General features: G+C 64.3%; 16 protein-coding genes. 7 read left to right on the top strand and 9 right to left on the bottom strand.

Annotated elements, in window-relative coordinates:
• The first annotated feature begins 6 nt into the window (after nucleotides 1-6).
• The 3 genes from VKR55_RS12060 to pyrC all read left to right on the top strand — a co-directional run bounded on the left by VKR55_RS12060 (nucleotide 7) and on the right by pyrC (nucleotide 4,901).
• Nucleotides 7-1,725 carry a hypothetical protein gene (locus tag VKR55_RS12060; RefSeq protein WP_324403198.1) on the top strand — a complete coding sequence of 573 codons (1,719 nt, stop codon included), beginning with the start codon at nucleotides 7-9 and terminating at the stop codon, nucleotides 1,723-1,725.
• Between the two features lie 778 nt (nucleotides 1,726-2,503).
• Entirely contained in the window at nucleotides 2,504-3,736 is a 1,233-nt protein-coding gene (locus VKR55_RS12055; protein ID WP_324403196.1) for an MFS transporter, read from the top strand.
• 76 nt (nucleotides 3,737-3,812) lie between these two features.
• On the top strand, nucleotides 3,813-4,901 hold the full coding sequence (pyrC, locus tag VKR55_RS12050) for a dihydroorotase (protein ID WP_324403194.1): 1,089 nt from the start codon (nucleotides 3,813-3,815) through the stop codon (nucleotides 4,899-4,901).
• Between the two features lie 291 nt (nucleotides 4,902-5,192).
• Here the strand turns inward: pyrC and VKR55_RS12045 are convergent, their stop codons facing one another.
• The 3 genes from VKR55_RS12045 to VKR55_RS12035 form a co-directional block, all read right to left on the bottom strand.
• Nucleotides 5,193-6,116, bottom strand: a complete 924-nt coding sequence (locus tag VKR55_RS12045) for a helix-turn-helix domain-containing protein (protein ID WP_324403192.1) — start codon at nucleotides 6,114-6,116, stop codon at nucleotides 5,193-5,195.
• Between the two features lie 138 nt (nucleotides 6,117-6,254).
• Nucleotides 6,255-6,560 carry a hypothetical protein gene (locus tag VKR55_RS12040; RefSeq protein ID WP_324403190.1) on the bottom strand — a complete coding sequence of 102 codons (306 nt, stop codon included), beginning with the start codon at nucleotides 6,558-6,560 and terminating at the stop codon, nucleotides 6,255-6,257.
• A gap of 173 nt (nucleotides 6,561-6,733) precedes the next feature.
• Entirely contained in the window at nucleotides 6,734-6,943 is a 210-nt protein-coding gene (locus tag VKR55_RS12035) for a hypothetical protein (protein WP_324403188.1), read from the bottom strand.
• Here VKR55_RS12035 and VKR55_RS12030 point away from each other — a divergent pair.
• Together VKR55_RS12030 and VKR55_RS12025 are read left to right on the top strand one after the other, a co-directional pair.
• Nucleotides 6,933-7,115: a hypothetical protein gene (locus VKR55_RS12030; RefSeq protein WP_324403186.1), complete on the top strand. Its 183-nt coding sequence runs from the start codon at nucleotides 6,933-6,935 to the stop codon at nucleotides 7,113-7,115. The genes VKR55_RS12035 and VKR55_RS12030 overlap by 11 nt on opposite strands.
• A 118-nt stretch (nucleotides 7,116-7,233) precedes the next feature.
• The gene (locus VKR55_RS12025) at nucleotides 7,234-8,565 is read left to right on the top strand and encodes a Rieske 2Fe-2S domain-containing protein (protein ID WP_324403184.1); all 1,332 of its coding nucleotides are present in this window, start codon (nucleotides 7,234-7,236) and stop codon (nucleotides 8,563-8,565) included.
• Nucleotides 8,566-9,004: 439 nt separating this feature from the next.
• On the opposite strand, the gene VKR55_RS12020 is transcribed toward VKR55_RS12025, so the two are convergent.
• The 4 genes from VKR55_RS12020 to VKR55_RS12005 all read right to left on the bottom strand — a co-directional run bounded on the left by VKR55_RS12020 (nucleotide 9,005) and on the right by VKR55_RS12005 (nucleotide 13,713).
• Nucleotides 9,005-10,546 (bottom strand): bifunctional aminoglycoside phosphotransferase/ATP-binding protein, encoded by a 1,542-nt coding sequence (locus VKR55_RS12020; RefSeq protein ID WP_324403182.1) that lies wholly within the window; start codon nucleotides 10,544-10,546, stop codon nucleotides 9,005-9,007.
• The gene (locus tag VKR55_RS12015; protein WP_324403180.1) at nucleotides 10,543-11,526 is read right to left on the bottom strand and encodes a zinc-dependent alcohol dehydrogenase family protein; all 984 of its coding nucleotides are present in this window, start codon (nucleotides 11,524-11,526) and stop codon (nucleotides 10,543-10,545) included. Before VKR55_RS12015 ends, VKR55_RS12020 begins: the two co-directional genes overlap by 4 nt.
• A 289-nt stretch (nucleotides 11,527-11,815) precedes the next feature.
• Entirely contained in the window at nucleotides 11,816-12,628 is an 813-nt protein-coding gene (gene cysQ / locus VKR55_RS12010) for a 3'(2'),5'-bisphosphate nucleotidase CysQ (protein ID WP_324403177.1), read from the bottom strand.
• 107 nt (nucleotides 12,629-12,735) lie between these two features.
• Nucleotides 12,736-13,713: a Bug family tripartite tricarboxylate transporter substrate binding protein gene (locus tag VKR55_RS12005; RefSeq protein WP_324403175.1), complete on the bottom strand. Its 978-nt coding sequence runs from the start codon at nucleotides 13,711-13,713 to the stop codon at nucleotides 12,736-12,738.
• A 150-nt stretch (nucleotides 13,714-13,863) separates the two neighbouring features.
• Here VKR55_RS12005 and VKR55_RS12000 point away from each other — a divergent pair, with 150 nt between their 5' ends.
• Nucleotides 13,864-15,204, top strand: coding sequence for an MmgE/PrpD family protein (locus VKR55_RS12000; protein ID WP_324403173.1), 1,341 nt, complete (start codon nucleotides 13,864-13,866; stop codon nucleotides 15,202-15,204).
• Here the strand turns inward: VKR55_RS12000 and VKR55_RS11995 are convergent.
• A complete protein-coding gene (locus VKR55_RS11995) occupies nucleotides 15,201-15,686 on the bottom strand; it encodes a GNAT family N-acetyltransferase (RefSeq protein WP_324403170.1) in 486 nt (161 codons plus the stop codon). The two genes, VKR55_RS12000 and VKR55_RS11995, sit on opposite strands and share 4 nt — an antisense overlap.
• An 86-nt stretch (nucleotides 15,687-15,772) precedes the next feature.
• Here VKR55_RS11995 and VKR55_RS11990 point away from each other — a divergent pair, with 86 nt between their 5' ends.
• The gene (locus VKR55_RS11990) at nucleotides 15,773-16,189 is read left to right on the top strand and encodes a DOPA 4,5-dioxygenase family protein (protein ID WP_324403168.1); all 417 of its coding nucleotides are present in this window, start codon (nucleotides 15,773-15,775) and stop codon (nucleotides 16,187-16,189) included.
• A 3-nt stretch (nucleotides 16,190-16,192) separates the two neighbouring features.
• On the opposite strand, the gene VKR55_RS11985 is transcribed toward VKR55_RS11990, so the two are convergent.
• Nucleotides 16,193-17,044, bottom strand: coding sequence for a LysR family transcriptional regulator (locus VKR55_RS11985; protein WP_324403166.1), 852 nt, complete (start codon nucleotides 17,042-17,044; stop codon nucleotides 16,193-16,195).
• Between the last annotated feature and the right edge of the window lie 93 nt (nucleotides 17,045-17,137).

Genomic DNA, 17,137 nt, shown 5'->3' with positions numbered 1-17,137 from the left:
CGAGGAATGATCAAGACCAAGGCACGGCTGACCGGAGAGCCCTCTTCCGGCGTTGCGGAGGAAGTCTTGCCCCGGAGCAGGGCGATACAATCGGTCGCGCGCTTCGACATCCGTGATATCGCCACCGTCGCACTGATCGCTGCGCTCGTCGTCATGGCGTGGTTCACCTTCAGGGAATACGCCATCTCCAACGATGAAGGCGTGCAGCATCACTATGGCGAACTAATCATCGCCTATTACCGCAGCGGATTCAAAGTCCGCGATCTCTTCAGCTTCGAGAACCTTTATCTCTACGGCGGTTTGTTCGACATCATTGCCGTGGCGCTGGCCCATGTCATTCCCATGGATGCTTATGAGCTACGCCACATCCTCTGCGCCATGATCGGAATCGGCGGGATCGGCGCGGCTGCTGCGACGGCGCGGTTGATGGCAGGACCGCGCGCGGGCCTGATCGCGGCGGTCGCGCTGGCGCTGTGCGGAGCCTGGTACGGCGCCATGTTCAACCACACCAAGGACATTTCGTTTGCGGCGGTGATGATGGGGGCGACGCTGTTTCTTGTCCGCCTCGCCCGCCGATTGCCGGCACCCCGTGCCATCGACCTCGCGGGGTTCGGGCTTTTGGCCGGCGCCGCGCTCGGCGTGCGAAGCCTTGGTTTGCTGCTGCTTGTCTACCTGGCTCTCGCGATCGCTTTGTATCTGCCCTGGCGCGAGCACGGCGCGCGCCTGCGCTATGCGGCCAGCGCCCTTTGGCGAGTGTTTCCAGCCGTGGTGTTGGCCTATCTCATCATGATCCTGGCCTGGCCCTGGGCCGCGCTGTCGCCGCTCAATCCGATCCGCGGTCTGTTTGCCTTCTCGGAATTTCACTACGAGATTCGCACCTTGTTCGCCGGGCGCGTCTACAAGATGGCCGACGTGCCGCGAATCTACATTCCGGTCTATCTCCTGATCCGCGTGCCGCTGGTCACACTCGCCGGCGCGACGTTGGCGATGATCTCGCCGTTTTGGCAACGGCGCGAAGGCGGGGCGGCGCAGCACCGCGATCTCGCCTTGGTGTCACTGACCATCTTTTTTCCGTTGGCGTGCCAGGTGCTGTTTCGCGGACCCGGCTTTACCGGCATGCGGCATTTTCTGTTCCTGCTTCCGCCGCTCGCGACGCTGGCGGGTGTCGGATTCAGCGCCTTGGTTGATGCGCTCGAGCTGCAAGGCCGGCGCCTGGCTGCCGGCGCCGTCGCCATCATGTGCGCGTGCTTTGTCTGGGACGGCGCGACCCTCGTCCGGCTGCACCCCTACGAGAACCTGTCATACAATGCGCTCGTCGGCGGTCTGCCCGGCGCTTTCCGTCGCTATGACATGGATTACTGGTTCAACAGCATGCCCGAGGCGATCCGTTTGCTCGAGGCGTATGTGCGCGCCAAGGTGCCTGTCGGAGCGGTCCAGCGTCCGAAGGTTTTTTCCGTCGCGGTGTGCGGCGAACGCGTGGCCTTTGATCACAGTGTCTCGCTTCCGCAACTGCATTATGATTTCAGGCCCGAGTGGGACGAGTCGGAGTTCTTCATCGCGCCGACGCAGATGAACTGCGATCAGGATCTGGATGGCGAGGTCGTCGACACAGTGGAAAGGCTTGGCGTTCCCATCGCCTATGTCAAGGACCGGCGGGCGATCATGAAGCGACCGGTCGCAAGCGCCGGGCCGTCGGGGTCGGGGCCGGGCGCCAATTTGCGGTAGGGCAGGACGAGTTCTGGTTGAATCAGCCTGCTTGTTGCGGCGCGCGGAACGCCTGCGTGAAGCCTGCCCGACGGGCAAAGCAGTTCGATTTATCAGAAGTAACTTTCGCCTTATGTCAAGTCCTTCTGCGAAAAATATTCTGCTTCCGTTTTTCGGAAGATCATGATTTGTTTCGCCCATCCCGCTCCGGCAAGAGGGGCGTTTCGGCCGATCGTCACGAACGTGGGGTGGGATGCGATGGACGTGTTGCAGCCGCGAGACGAGCGGGTGCGATGCGGACGGCGAAGTCGCGTGGTCCTGGCGCCCCGACGCTGGCGTCAAGTTTGCGGGCGACGAACCCGCAGGCGACGGAGGCTAACAAGCCCGGCACTCCGAGGAGATCGCGTATAAGCCGTAAACCATTGCGCGGGGAATGCCGGATGTTCTGGCTGAACCTGTGGTGACGCCGCCTGCGTTTTTTGTTGCAGGCGGGCCATGGGTGCGGCCTGCACCCGGCATTCCCTGCGCCCTCCTTTTCGGGAAGGCCCACGAGCTGGCAAAACCCGGGTGCGTTCGCGCCGTGGGATCGCGGTCGGCTGTGGCGTTGACACTTTGATATCGGCGTATCGCAGCCGCCGTCCGCGGGAAGACCAGCGGCAAGAGGCGGGCCGCGTGTTTCCCCAGAAATATCAGGGAGAGTGTCGGGAAAAGTGCAAATTTCAATGCTTTCCGCGCGTGCGTATGATTTTTGATAGTGTGACGGCTTCAATTCATCGGGCATTTTTGAGAGGGGCACCGCATGAGTATCACGGCAGAAAGTCTCGAGAGCGAGCCGACGGCCGTCGACAGCAACGCGCGCAAGGCGCTGTTGGGGTCGGCGCTCGGATACGGGATGGATGGGTTCGATCTTCTGATCCTCGGCTTCATGCTGCGGGCGATTTCGAGCGATCTCGGGCTCTCGCCGGCGCAAGGCGCGTCATTGGTGACGGCAACCCTGATCGGCGCCGTGCTCGGCGGCATCGGTTTCGGCATGCTGTCGGATCGCCTGGGCCGCGTGCGCGTCTTGACCTGGACCATCGTCGTGTTTGCGGTGTTCACCGGGCTTTGCGCGTTTGCGCGAGGCTACTGGGATTTGCTGATCTATCGTGGCATCGCCGGCCTCGGCCTTGGCGGCGAGTTCGGCATCGGCATGGCGCTGGTTGCCGAAGCCTGGCCCGCTTCGAAGCGCGCCCGCGCCTCCTCCTATGTCGGGCTCGGTTGGCAGTGCGGCGTGCTGGCGGCGATCTTCGTAACCCCCATGCTGCTGCCGGTGATCGGATGGCGCGGCATGTTTGCGCTCGGCGTCTTGCCGGCGATCGCGGCCTATTTCATCCGTTCCTCACTGCATGAGCCCGACCTGTTCGTCGCGAAGTCGAAGGACCATTTGAAGCAGTCGGCGCTGCATCTCCTCGTGAAGGATAGTGAGACCGCAAAACTCAGCCTTGGCATGGTGATCCTCTGCTCGGTACAGAATTTTGGCTATTACGGCGTGATGATCTGGCTGCCGAACTACCTGTCGACCCGCTTCGGCTTCGCGCTGACGCAGTCGGCGCTGTGGACCTGCGTGACGCTCGCCGGCATGGCGTTCGGGATCTTCCTGTTCGGCCATATCGCCGATCGCATCGGCCGCAGGCCCGCGTTCTTCGCCTACATGTTTGGCGCCGCCGTCATGGTGCTCATCTATTCGCGCCTCACCGATCCGATTGAGCTTCTGGTCGCGGGCGCGGTGATGGGCTTCTTCGTCAACGGCATGCTCGGCGGCTACGGCGCCTTGATCAGCGAGCTGTATCCGACGGCGGCGCGCGCCACCGCCCAGAACGTGCTGTTCAACATCGGCCGCGGCGTCGGCGGCTTTGGCCCGGTCGTGGTCGGTGCGGTCGCATCGGCCTATTCGTTCGAAACCGCAATCGCAGGGCTTGCGGCGCTGTATGTGCTCGACCTGCTGGCGATGTGGTTCCTGATCCCCGAGCGCCGCGGCGCAGAGCTCACCTGACCAGGGAGGCGATGAATCCGGATGATTTTGCCGCCGGAATCGCGCTAATGCGGGCTGCAATCGAAGAGGCCGTACGATGAGCGTGACCGAAATGTTCGACCGGGCCGCAACGCCGAAACGCGCGGACAGCATCACGATCCGCCGGCCCGACGATTTCCATGTTCACCTGCGCGACGGCGCGATGCTGCAGGCCGTGCTGCCCTTCACGGCAGCGCAGTTCGCGCGCGGCGTCATCATGCCGAACCTGGTGCCGCCGGTCACAACGGTCGCCGCCGCAAGCGCCTATCGCGAGCGGATTTTTGCAGCGCGCCCCGAGGGCTCGGATTTTCAGCCGCTGATGACCTGCTATCTCACCGATGCGACGACGCCGGACGAGATCGAAAAGGGATTTAAGGACGGCGTCTGGGTCGCCGCAAAGCTCTATCCCGCAGGCGCCACCACCAACGCCCATTACGGCGTGACCGACATTCCAAATCTCGCGCCCGTGTTTGAGCGCATGGAGAAGATCGGCATGCCGGTCTTGATCCATGGTGAATCGACCGACCCCGCGGTCGACATCTTCGATCGCGAGGCTGTTTTCATGGAGCAAAGCCTGCTGCCGCTCTTGAGACGGCATGCGGGGCTGAAGGTTGTGGTCGAGCACGTGACGACGGCCGAGACCGCCGACATTGTCCGCGCTCATGCCACGCGCGCGGCCGGGACCATCACACCGCATCATCTCGTCATCAACCGCACCTCGCTGTTCCAGGGCGGCCTGCGCCCGCATCTCTATTGCCTGCCGGTCGCCAAGCGCGAGCATCATCGTCTCGCGCTGCGAAAGGCTGCGACCTCGGGCGAGACCTGCTTCTTCATCGGCACGGACACCGCGCCGCATCGCCGCACCGCCAAGGAAGCCGAGTGCTGCTCGGCGGGCGTGTTCGGTGGCGCCACTGCGCTGCAGACCTATGTGCAGGTGTTCGACGAGGAGAACGCGCTCGATCGCTTCGAGGCCTTCGCCTCGGTCAATGGCGCGCGCTTCTACGGGCTCGAGCTCAACCGCGGCACGATCGTGCTGGAGCGGCGGGAGGCTCCGATTCTGGCTGCGGTTGCGGTCGACGACACCGAAGTGGTGGTGTTCCGCGGCGGCGAGACGCTACCATGGTCGGTCGGAAAGGTGTCGCCATGACGGGCGGCGATCTCAAGGGCGAGCTGTCGGCGCGAAGTTGAATTTTCAGGACCCGATGAGGTTCGGTGAATTGCAACCGCGGCGGCGGCGCACCTCTCCCCTTGTGGGAGAGGTCGGAACGCATCAGGGATGCGTTCCGGGTGAGGGGTTTGTCTCCGCAAACTACGTGCCCGCGGATGCAACCCCTCATCCGGCGCCGTAGCCGATGCGAAGCATCGGCGTCCTATTGGCTAAGGACGGCGGCCGAAGGCCGCCTATGCCACCTTCTCCCACAAGGGGAGAAGGAAAAGGCTACGACGCCTTCCGCGCGCCGGTCGGCTTGATGCCGGAGCGCTCCAGGATCATGCGCAGTTGTGCGACAGCCTCGCGTCCCTTGTGGGCGCGCCGCCAGAGGTCTTCGACAAGCTGCTCGTAAAGCCGCACCGGCTCTTCGTCCGCCGTGAGCATGGCCACTCCCGCGCGGATGTTCGGCAACTCGCCGCCGAGCCGGAACGGGCTGAGGCCCAAGAGCGTGCGCTCAGTGGTGCGGAACAATTGGAAAGTGATGTTGGGCAGCGGCTCCTCGATCAACCCGATCTGCACGCCCATCGGCTCGCGTTCGATCAGCTTGATCAGATGCTCGATCTCGGTGCGCGCGGCAAGCCGCCGCTCGACCACCTCCTCCGGCGGCAGGTTGAAGCGTCCGACCAGGCCAAGCTTCAGCCAGCGCTCGATCTCCGGCATGTTGACGAAATTGACGACGGACAGATGCCGGCGATGGCGCGCCTGCTTGCGCTCTTCGAGGACGGCGATGATGGCATCGATCTCGGCTTCGTACGCCTTGGTGTCCTCGATAGAGGAGGGCACAGCCTCGATCAGCGTCTGCTTGAGCTGGCCGGCGTAACGGTCCGAAGTCAGAAGGTAGGACAAAGGCGGGAAGTGGGCGATGACCTGCTCGGACTTCTCCTCGATCTGCCGCATGCGCTCGAAATAGCTGATGGCGCTCGCGTAATATTCGACGCCGAGACCGAGCAGCGAGCCGATCGATGTTTCCAGCACACTGGCGAGCCGATCGAGCGTTTCGATCTTGACGATCTCGCCGGCTTCGATCCGATAGACCGCAGCGCGCGACACGCCGAGACGTTCTGCCACTTGCTCGGCCGCGAGTCCGCGGCCGATCCGGTAGGCGCGCAGCCTCTCACCGATTTCCGCAAAGCGATTGTTCATCGCAGTCATGGCGTCTCGACCCGTTGCCTCCTCTGGTGTCTCATATTTGAGACAACGGGGTACATGTTTTTCTGCCCCCGGGGAAGTCCTCATTCGCGCCCCGAAGCTGCGCCAACAGAGAAGCGACGCCGGCCGTTGCGCGGCCGATCACACCAGTTCCACCGCGGCGATCTTGTTGAGCGCCTTGATCTGCTGGTCCGGCGTCAGCGTGATCGCGCTCTCGGCATCGCGCACGACGTCGAGCAGGCGCAGGAACGTGGCGTCCGCCGTGCCAGCAGGAAGCGGCTCCTCGTCGTAGGAGGCGATGAAGGGATCGACGATCGACGACAGCAGTTTGTAGATCGCGCAATGCTCGGCGTCGGTCCGCGCAAGCTCGTCGGTCTTCTGCTGGAGGGCGACGTAGGTCTTGAGACCTGGATGCTGGTGCGAGAGCCAGCTATGCAACTCAACCATGGTGTTTCCTCATCAGAACGCGAGAAGAAACAACTATTGATATCGCGAAATCCCTGTGAATGCAAGCATTTCCGCCGCCATGGGGCCGCGGATCGAGATGGCTGCATTGTCAGGCGGGCGCGGCCGCAACGGGGCGGCAAATGACGGTCGCAGCCGGCGGCAGTGACCAAAGGTTACACCAGCGTAGCGGCGGCGAGTTCGTTCGGGGTTTGGATCTGCTGCGACGCCGGCGCCGTCATCGATACTTCCGTATCGGCGACGATCGCAAGCAGGTGCTGATAGCTCTGCAGCGCTATGTCAGCGGGGACAGGCTCGGCATCATACCTGCCGGTGTACTCTCCGATGAGGCGGTTAAGCAGGCGGTAGAGCGCGATGATCAGCATCCGTCTTGGCGCGATCGATCATCTGCTGCCGGAGGGCCTTGAATGTTCTCAGGCAGGGATGCTGGGGCGACAGCCAATCGTGGAGCTCGCCCACGAGCTTTCTCTTCACAAGAAAGCGATTGCTTCCGCCAGCTCGAAACCATCTGAGCCAAAAAATGATACGGGTTTATAAATTTATACGACCCACAAAAAGGGAATCGAGAAGCGATCGAGCGCGCCCGAGGGCCTCGCTTGTCGACGTCCCGGCAAGAGGGCAGACTTCGGCGAAAATAACAGCGGGAGGATCGCGAATGTCCAAGGCTGCGGATGGCTACGATTTGACCCGGGTCGGCCCCGGCACGGTCATGGGCGAGATGATGCGGCAATACTGGATCCCCGCCGCGCTTTCCTCCGAGCTGAAGGCGGACGGCGATCCGATGCGGCTCATGCTGCTCGGCGAGGCGCTGATCGCCTTCCGCGACAGCTCGGGCCGGGTCGGCGTGCTCGACCATCAATGCCCGCATCGCTGCGCCTCGCTGTTCCTCGGCCGCAACGAGGAAAACGGCATCCGCTGCGTCTATCACGGCTGGAAGTTCGACGTTGAAGGGCGCTGCCTCGAAATGCCGAACGTGCCGCCGCCGCAGGACTTCAAGGAGAAGGTCCGCGCCAAAGCCTACAAGGTGCAGGAGCAGGCGGGTCTGATCTGGGTCTACATGGGAGCGCGCGCGGTAGCGCCGCCGCTTCCGATGCTGGAGGCTCTATTCGTGCCCGAGCGGGATCTCACGGTCACCATGCTCCAGCGCGAAGCCAACTGGCTGCAGGGGCTTGAGGGCGATATCGACACCTCGCATTTCGGCTTCCTCCACGCCGGCCATGTGAAGGCTGAAGATTTCGAGGAAGGACACCCTGCGCGTCACACAGTCGCCAATCGCGCGCCCGAATACAAAGTCACGGACACCGACTGGGGCACGATGTACGGCGCCTACCGTCCCGAGCCGAACGGCAGGATGCATTGGCGCATGGCGCATTTCTGCCTGCCGTTCTGGACGCAAACGCCCAATGCCGACTTTGCCGATCACGTCGTCGCCAAAGCCTGGGTGCCGATGGACGACGCGCATACCATGCTGATCTCGATCTACGGGGGCCAGGCGAAAGGCGCGACCTATTCCTCGATGAAGCTCAGGAGCGGCAGATCGGGAATCAGTGGCGCCGATCCGCTCGACTATCTCCCCAACTCCACCGATTGGTTCGGGCGGTGGCGGCCCGCGCAAAACCTCGCAAACGACTGGCAAATCGATCGCGAGGCGCAGCGCACCAACCGCATCTATTCCGGCATCCGCAACATCGTGATGCAGGATCAGGCCGTCACCGAAAGCATGGGGCCGATCGTCGATCACACCAAGGAGCACCTCGCCCCCAGCGACGTCATGATTTCGCGCACGCGGCGGCGGCTACTCACCGTCGCGCGTGGCCTCGCCGAGAGCGGCACCGTGCCGCCCGGGGTCGACGATGCCGCGGTGTTCTGGAATGCGCGCGCCGGATCGTTCCATGCCGACGCGAAGACGGATTGGCTTGACGCCTATCATGAGCAGTTGAGGGCCGCGATCCGCTGGCCCGCGCCTGGGCGGCAAGCTGCGGAGTAGGAGGTGTCATCGGCGGATCAAGCGAGAGGCAACGCGTAGGCTGCGCCGTTCCGATAAAGGAACCCGCTGCGACTTGACTCAAATCAAGCGCAGGTAGAAGCGAAAGGCTCCTGCTGAAACTAGAACGGACGCCGTCTCGGGCGCGGGGCATCGGCGCCCGCGGCGCGGAGCTGGCGCCCATGCAGCTGGATCCAGGCAAATCCCCCGGCGGAGGCCGCAAGCAGGGCACCCACTATACTCAGTATAATTACGGTGGTGGCGCTCATGGGCCATCTCCCTCTCAAGATGGTAGTGACTTTGACAGATTCGGGTTGCGGTTGTCTTGAGACGGATCAACCAATGTTTCATCAAAAGCAACAGAGTTCACCCTATTCACATCCGAACCCGGCGAAATCATGTTTTGGTTGACTGTCACTCGTCATCGCGTCGGCCGGGCGCGTCATTCCCTGCCTGCCTTGAGATGGACCAGACTTCTTTCGAGCGTCTGTTCCGGTGAGCCAGACGCATCGACCACCGGCCAGTCGAGCCGGCCGATGTCGTGGCCCTCCTGGCGGCTTGCGACTTCAGCGGTTGCGTCCGAGGCATCGCGCCGGCGCGAGCCGATGCGCTTTACGCGGATGGCGAGATCGGCGTCGAGGAAAATCGGACGGAACTTCGCTTCCGTCCTTCGCGCCTCGCCGGCAAGCGCGTCGCGTTCGGCTTCGCGCAGGAAGGCGGCATCGATGATGACGGAAAAGCCTTGCGCGATGACCTCTCGCAAGCGCTCACTGAGGGTACGATAGACACGCGCGGTGACCTCACTCGCGTATGCGGCTTCCGGCAGCGGCACCAGCGGATCGACGCCGTAGAGTTCCTTGCGGATGACGTCCGAACGCAGCATGACGGCGCCGGGCAGGGGATCGACCAGCGGCGCGAGGTCGCGCGCGAGCAGGCTTTTCCCGGTGCCGGATTTGCCGCCGATCGCGATCAGCGATGGCGGCGCCGGCGCAAGGAACCGCAAGGCGAGATCGAAATAGGATTTGGCCTCGCGCGCGTGCTGGGCATCTCCACGCGACTGCTCGGATCGGGTGAAGAGCACAAGCGCGCGGATCGCGGCCCGGATCGAAAGAAACAGCGGCAACAGCGAAAGCGCGCCGGCATTCTCCTGCCAGTCGGCCTGCAGATAGCGGTTGAACAGCCGGCTGGCCGCGGCTGAGAGGCCGAAATGCACGAGGTCCATGAGCGGGAAGGCGAGGTCATAGAGAATGTCGGTGGTCGCGATCACGGGATCGAACTCGATCGCGTCGAACAGCACCGGCCTGTCGCCGATCAGGACGATGTTGCCGAGATGCGCGTCGCCATGGCAGCGGCGCACCAACCCCGCCGCCGCACGCGCTTCGAGCAGCGGCCGCGCCGCCGCCAGCCGTTGATGGCTCATCTGGTGCAGCTGTTCGACTGCCTTGCGCGCGAGCGATGAGTGGGCGCGAAATTTTTCGCTGTTGCGGTCGATGAAGGGCGCAAGCGAGGCGAGCCAGCTCGCGCCGTCGGACACATCCGCGCGCGTATGGGCGTCGTGGAGCACATCCGCCATCGCCTCCGCCAGCTCCGGCGTGAGCGCGCCGGCGCGCGCGAGATGATCGAAGGTCTTGCCTTCATCGAAACGGGCCATCTCGACCGCCCATTCGATCACCGGCCCATCGCCGCCGATTTCAGGGCCGCCGGCACCTGAGGTGATCGGAACGACGCGGCGGTAGATGTCCGGCGCGAAGCGGCGGTTGACCGCGAGCTCTTCATCGCAGGCGGCTTTGCGCTTTTCGAGCGTCGAATAGTCCAGGAAAGGCAGATGCACCGCGCGCTTGATCTTCAGCACGCGGTCCGGCTCGAGGAACACGATCGAGATGTGGGTATCGACGCGCTTCGCCACGCCGCGGCGAACATTCTGCTCCAGGAAGGCGAGCGCTGCTTGCTGGTCGCCGTCGGCCGTGTGAGGCACGTCCGTCACGGCTTCAGGACCGCCGCGCCCACGAGCTTGCCGTCGCGCAGCCGCGCCAGCGCCTCGTTGGCCTCCTTGAGCGGGAAGATCGTGGTGTGGGTCCGGATATTGGCTTTCGCCGCGACTTGGAGAAAATCGATCCCGTCCTTCCGCGTCAGGTTGGCTACCGAGACGATCCGCCGTTCGCCCCAGAGGATGGAATAGGGAAACGAGGGGATATCCGACATGTGAATGCCGGCGCACACGACACGCCCGCTCTTGCGCACCGCCCGCAGCGCGAGCGGCACCAGGGTGCCGGCCGGCGCGTAGATGATGGCGGCATCGAGCTCGGCGGGTGGCGTATCCTCCGATGCTCCGGCCCAGACTGCGCCGAGCGCGCGCGCCAGCGCTTGGGCTTCCGCATCACCCCTGCGCGTGAAAGCGTAGACCGATCGCCCTTGCGAACGCGCCACCTGCGCGACGATATGGCCGGCCGCGCCGAATCCATAGATGCCGAGCGCCTTGGCCTCGCCCGCCATCACCAGCGAGCGCCAGCCGATCAGTCCGGCGCAGAGCAGCGGCGCAAGACTGGCGTCATCGCCGGCTTCGCCAAGTGGAAAGCAATACCGCGCATCCGCGATGAGGTGGCTGGCAAAGCCGCCGTCGCGGGTGTAGCCGGTGAATTGGGGATGGTCGCAGAGATTCTCCTGGTCCGCGCGGCAGTAGAAGCATGCGCCGCAGGTGAAGCCCAGCCAAGGCACGCCGACGCGCGCGCCGATGGCGAGGCTTGCAACGCCGTCGCCCAGCGCATCGATCCGGCCGACCACTTCGTGCCCGGGGATGATGGGATAGCTGATGTCGGGCAGTTCGCCGTCGACGACATGCAGGTCAGTGCGGCAGACGCCACAGGCGCTCACCTCGACGCGCACCTCGCCCGGTCCCGGCGCGGGATCGGGCCGTTCTTCAAACGTCAACGGCGCGCCGCGCCTCCTGAGAACCATCGCGTGCATGCAAGGCATTCCGTCGCTGGAATCTGGCACGCCATTCTGAACGCGGCTTGATCTCAGTCAACGTCAAGGCCACGCTTTTGCGGCCGGAACCGGTTCGCGATGAAACCTTCAACATGCGATAACCGACAGCCCCGCCCATCGTTGACTTTCAGGGCATAAGCTAACGACGGAAAAAAGCCATGAGCGCAACGGGTCTCGAAGTCTTCGACAGGACCTTGCAGGTCATTGCGCGCGCGCGAAATCGAGCTGGCAAGGCCGCGACGTGACGCTCAGTTGCGGAGCATGCTCCTCAATCGGCGCCGTCGTCGGCTGTTCCCCAGGCAACAAAGCTTCCGTTGCGGAACGCCGGCTTGCCGTAACGCATCGGCTGTCCGTCGAGATCGGTGACGCGACCGCCGGCCGCGAGCAGCACGGCGTGTCCCGCGGCCGTGTCCCACTCCATGGTCGGTCCGAGGCGCGGGTACACGTCAGCTTCGCCTTCCGCGATCGTGCAGAATTTGAGCGACGAGCCCGCCGAACAGAGCTCCGCAATCCGATGCGCCTCGATCCATCGCCTGGTGTCGGGATCAAGATGCGATCGGCTCACCACCGCGCGCCATCCCGCCCGAGGCGCTTGCCGCACGCGGATCGGCCGCAGGCCGTCAAGGCTCTGAGCGGCGTCATCGCCGGTCGCGTCCAGCCGATGCGCGCTTGCGCCGCCGACATAAAGCCGACGCAACGCCGGGGCATAAACCGCGCCCGCAACTGGCAGGTGATCAGCGATCAGCGCGATATTTACCGTGAACTCGTCACTGCCCTTGATGAACTCCTTGGTGCCGTCGAGCGGGTCGACCAGCGCAAAGCACGCGGCGTCCGCGGCAGAGGCAGCGGTGCAGGTCTCCTCGGTGATGACGGGCAATCCCGGTAAGTGTCTCGCAAGGCTGTCACGGATGATCTCATCGGCCGCAAGATCGGCAGCGGTGACCGGCGAGCCGTCGCTCTTATACTCCGGGTGGTGACGCGCCTCGCGCGCCTTCATGATCGCGCGGCCTGCGCGGATCGCGATCTGGCCGAACAGCCGGGCTGCTTTGTTGCGGTCGCGGAAAATGTCGCACTCGCTCAATGGGAAACTCGCTTGCGGCGGCTTCGTGATAAAGGAGAATGGCTGCGCCGGCAGACAACGTTCTAGCCGAGCCGGGCCGGTCTTCAAATGCTTAATCGCGCGGGCACCTACTTGATCTCGACCTTGGCCTCTCGCGCCACGTTCTTCCAGAGCACGACGTCCTGCTTGATGAAGCTCGCAAAGTCCTGCTGCGAGCTGCCGACGATCTGCATCGCCTGAGCCTCGATCAGCTTCACGGTCTCCGGGTCCTTCAGGCCCTTGATGATGGCAGCATTGAGCCGGTCGATGATCGGTTGCGGCGTGCCCGCCGGCGCCATGATGCCGTGCCAGGCGACGGCGTCGAAGCCGGGATAGCCGCTTTCGGCAATGGTCGGCACATTGGGCGCAACCGGCGAGCGCTCCTTGCTGGTCACCGCGAGCGCAAGCAGTGTGCCGGCCTGCACGTGCGAAAGCGCCGAGACCGGATCGGCGAACACCACCTGCACCTGCCCCGCGATCAAGTCGGCCACCGCAAGCGACGTGCCGCGGTAGGGAACGTGGGTCATCTTGATGCCGGCCTTCTCGTCGAACAATTCGGTGACGAGATGATTGGAGACGCCGACGCCGGCGGTGCCGTAGTTCAATTCGCCCGGCTTGCTCCTGGCGAGCGCGACGAGCTCGGCCACGCTCTTGACGCCGAGTGAGGGGTTGACGACGAGCACGTATGGGTAGGAGGTCGTCATGGTGATCGGGATGAAGTCCTTCTCCGGATCGTAGGACAGCTTGCTGTAGATGCCGGGATTGATCGAGATTGGGCCGGACTGGCCGAGCAGAAGTGTGTAGCCGTCGGGAGCGGCGTTTTTCACCAGCTCAGTGGCGATGATGCCGCCACCACCGCCGCGATCTTCCACCACGACGGCCTGACCGAGGGTTTGGCCAACGTGCTTGCCGACGATGCGCGCGACCGCATCGGCAGCGCCGCCGGCGGCAAACGGGACGATCAGGCGGATCGGATGGGAGGGATAGTCGTCGGCAAAGGCCGAACCGGCGGGTGCGCCGGCGAAAAAGACAAGCGCCAGCGCAAGAGCAAGCTTCCGCATTCGCATGAGATGTTACCCTCCCATTATATCCGGCTTGTCGCGAGGCCGCCGGTTTGCCTTACCCTAATGCAAAAACGCACTTGTGTTCTATTCCACGGCTGGTTGAACTTTACGGCGGCGCATTGGATGCTAACGGAAAATCCGGGGGAGAACGTGTTGCAGCAGCTCGATGTCACGGCGCGCCTTGCGCGCTATGTCGCAGCGACGCGATGGGAGGATGTGCCGCAGCAGGTGCGGCATCAGGCCAAGCGCTCCTTTCTCAACCTGTTTGCCGTGGCGCTGGCAGGCTGCCGCGCCGACCCGATCGAGATCGCGCTGGCCTCGCTGAAGGAGTTTTCCGGTGGCCGATCTGCGACCTTGATCGGTCGCAGCGAGCGCATCGATGCGCTGAGCGCAGCCTTCCTCAATGCGGCCGCCGCCAATGTCGATGATTTCTGCGACACGCATGTGGCGACCGTGATCCATCCGACCGCGCCGGTCGCACCGGCGCTGCTCGCGCTCGCCGAGCTTCGCAAGGTGAGCGGGCCGGAGCTGCTGCTTGCCTTCATCCTCGGCAATGAGGTGCAGGCCCGCATTGGGCTCGCGATCTCGCCGCACCACTATGACAAGGGCTGGCACATCACCTCGACCTGCGGCGTGTTCGGCGCGGCTGCCGGTAGTGGCAAGCTGCTGGGGCTCAACGAGCGGCAATTGGTCTCCGCGCTCGGCACCGCGTCGACGCAATCGTCGGGTCTCTGCGAGTGCCTGGGCTGGCCTGCGAAAAGCGTGGGCGTCGGCAACGCCGCGCGCAACGGCTTGTGGTCGGCGCTGCTCGCCGAAAGAGACTTTGACGGTCCGGCCGAGCCGCTCGCCGGACGGCAGGGCTTTTACAACGCGATGGGCGATAAGCCCGACCTCGCTCGGGTGACCGATCGTCTCGGCGAAACCTGGGAGCTGATGGCGACGTCCTACAAGCCCTATCCGTGCGGCTTCGTGATCCATCCGGCGCTCGACTGCGTGCTCGATTGGTGCCGCGAGCATGCGAAGGCCGAGGTGAGGCGAGTCGTGGTGCGCGGCAATCCGCTGCTCGCACATCGCGCCGATCGTCCCGAGATTTCAACGGGGCGCGAGTCGCAGGTGAGCGTGCAGCATGCGGTCGCGGCGGCGCTGGTGTTTTGTGAGGCCGGGCTCGATCAGTTCACGGATGCCTGCGTCAACGATCCACGCGTGGTCACGTTGCGGCAGAGGGTCGAGGTCGTGCGCGACGTGTCGTTTTCGACGATCGCGGCCGCCGTCGAAATCACGACCGCCGATGGCGAGACCCATCGCCTGTCGCAATCCGCCGCGCGCGGCAGCGACGTCAATCCGATGAGCGACAAGGACCTCGAGCAGAAGCTTCGCGCGTGTGCCACGGCCTGGAATCCGCGGCATGACGTGCAGCCCCTGATCGAAGCGGTCTGGTCGCTTGACGGGAGCGCTGATGTCTCTGGCCTCGCCGCGCTGGCAGTGCCGCGCTAGCCGGCGAACCGCGAGGCGCCGAGCAGGCCGCGATAGATGCCGACGTCGGAGCCTTCGATCGCGACCGCGCCGACGGCCTTGGCGTAGTAGTCCGCAGGTCCGACGCCGCCGATGATGGCGTAGCCGTAGCCCGCGTGCTTCATGTCCTCGAGGCAGGCGAGCAGGAGTGCGGTGCCGACGCCGCCCTTTCGCGCCTTCGGATCGACGCCGGTAGGCCCGAAGAAATTGCGGCAGGTCACATCATGGCAGGCAAAGCCCCTGATCCTGCCCTCCTTGACCGCGATGAAGCAGGACACCGGCTCGCGGCTGAACGCCACCTCGGCTTCGCTCGCCCAGTAGTCGGAAAAATGATCCTTCACCCAGGCGATCACCTTGTGCTTCTCGGGCGCCAGCGCGCGGCGGAGATCGATCCCGGCCTGCGCCAATTGCTCCCGAAACTTTCGGGAGTCCGGCAGATCGTAAAGCTTGACCAGCATGTCCATCGAAACGGGCGCCTCGTTGAAGATTTGCGATCTTGCTAACATATTCCCGCTGGTCCACAAAAGGCGATGATCCGAGGAGCGGCAAAATGAGCGAGCACGCGGCCCCGCGGCCCTATAGCGAAATCGCAAGCTACCACGCCCACGTCTACTACGATCCCGCGACTACGCGCGGCGAGGCGGAGCGCTTGCGGCAATGGATCGGCGAGCGCTTTTCGGTGACGCTCGGGCGCTGGCACGACGTGAAGGTCGGTCCGCACGACCAGGCCATGTACCAGGTCGCCTTTGCGACCGAGGTCTTTGCCGAGTTCGTACCATGGCTGATGCTCAACCACGGCAAGCTCTCGGTCCTCGTGCATCCGAACACCACCAATCCGCGCCGCGATCATCTCGTTGATCCCTTGTGGATCGGGCCCGCGCTTCTCGTGCACGGCGACAAGCTGCCGGAGGAGTCTGAGCTGGAGCACGCGCCGGCGCCGAACACCCAGCCGACGCGGCGGCCGTGACTCCTAATTCGCGGTGGCGCGGATCGTGGCGGCGAGCGTCTTCAGCGAGTTCTTCGTCTGTCGGTCGGTGACGTTGGAAAAAAGCAACACGTCGCGCGAGGGCAGTGGCGGCAGATCGAATTTCGCGCTCGCGTCGATTGTGCCTGCGGGCGCGACGCGATGGCCAAGCGCCGCGACCGCGAGCCCCGCGGAGACCGCGGCGCCGGTCGTGGCGATGCCGCCGCCGACGAACACTTCCGTCCAGGCAATGCCCGCGCCTTTCAGCGCGTCGATCGCCATGCTGCGCACGCTGCAGGGTTCGGCCTGGGTCGCGAGCCGCAGCGGCTCGCCGGTGCGATGCTCGAAGTCGGGCGCGGCCATCCAGCCGAACGTTTCCTCCAGGATGGTCTCGCCGCCGCGGCGGCGGTTGTCGTGACTCAGCACGATCGCCGCATCGATGACGCCGCGGTCGAATTCGTCGAGCACCTCGCGCGAGGTTGCAACGCGCATCTCCAGCACCAGTGACGGCTCGGCGCCGCTCATGCGCCTGAGCAGGAGCGGCAGCTCGCCACCGACGATGTGATGGCTGATGCCGACGATAAGGCGCCGCTGTTCGAGCCCGAACGAGCCGATCGCGCCGTGATGCGCCGCGACCAGGTTGCGCGCCGGCTCCAGAAAGGCATTGCCGTCGGCCGAGAGCCGCACCAGCCGCGGCGTCCGCTCCAGAAGCCGCCGCCCGAGCCCGTCCTCCAGCCGCTTGATCTTCAGGCTTACGGCCGACTGGGTCGTGTCCATGGCCTCGGCGGCCCGGGTGAAGCTCTTCAAATCGGCTGTCAGAACAAAGGCTTGGACAGCCTCGATATCCAACGCTTTCATGGTTTCTCTCTCATTTCAAAAGCAAATCATTGAAATAGTATTTAATATCGTTTCGCAATGATCAAGAGGCACCTATGTTGACCGCGAGTTCAG

Origin of the sequence: Bradyrhizobium sp., assembly GCF_035309285.1 — a bacterium.
GTDB lineage: Bacteria > Pseudomonadota > Alphaproteobacteria > Rhizobiales > Xanthobacteraceae > Bradyrhizobium.
The sequence above is the reverse complement of the archived record's forward strand: the minus strand, read 5'-3'. Positions and strand labels throughout refer to the sequence as shown.

Coding starts and splice junctions, on each gene's coding strand:
- VKR55_RS12060 (WP_324403198.1), top strand. CDS start 7: ATGATCAAGACCAAGGCACGGCTGACCGGAGAGCCCTCTTCCGGCGTT.
- VKR55_RS12055 (WP_324403196.1), top strand. CDS start 2,504: ATGAGTATCACGGCAGAAAGTCTCGAGAGCGAGCCGACGGCCGTCGAC.
- pyrC (WP_324403194.1), top strand. CDS start 3,813: ATGAGCGTGACCGAAATGTTCGACCGGGCCGCAACGCCGAAACGCGCG.
- VKR55_RS12045 (WP_324403192.1), bottom strand. CDS start 6,116: ATGACTGCGATGAACAATCGCTTTGCGGAAATCGGTGAGAGGCTGCGC.
- VKR55_RS12040 (WP_324403190.1), bottom strand. CDS start 6,560: ATGGTTGAGTTGCATAGCTGGCTCTCGCACCAGCATCCAGGTCTCAAG.
- VKR55_RS12030 (WP_324403186.1), top strand. CDS start 6,933: ATGATCAGCATCCGTCTTGGCGCGATCGATCATCTGCTGCCGGAGGGC.
- VKR55_RS12035 (WP_324403188.1), bottom strand. CDS start 6,943: ATGCTGATCATCGCGCTCTACCGCCTGCTTAACCGCCTCATCGGAGAG.
- VKR55_RS12025 (WP_324403184.1), top strand. CDS start 7,234: ATGTCCAAGGCTGCGGATGGCTACGATTTGACCCGGGTCGGCCCCGGC.
- VKR55_RS12015 (WP_324403180.1), bottom strand. CDS start 11,526: ATGCACGCGATGGTTCTCAGGAGGCGCGGCGCGCCGTTGACGTTTGAA.
- VKR55_RS12005 (WP_324403175.1), bottom strand. CDS start 13,713: ATGCGAATGCGGAAGCTTGCTCTTGCGCTGGCGCTTGTCTTTTTCGCC.
- VKR55_RS11995 (WP_324403170.1), bottom strand. CDS start 15,686: ATGGACATGCTGGTCAAGCTTTACGATCTGCCGGACTCCCGAAAGTTT.
- VKR55_RS11990 (WP_324403168.1), top strand. CDS start 15,773: ATGAGCGAGCACGCGGCCCCGCGGCCCTATAGCGAAATCGCAAGCTAC.
- VKR55_RS11985 (WP_324403166.1), bottom strand. CDS start 17,044: ATGAAAGCGTTGGATATCGAGGCTGTCCAAGCCTTTGTTCTGACAGCC.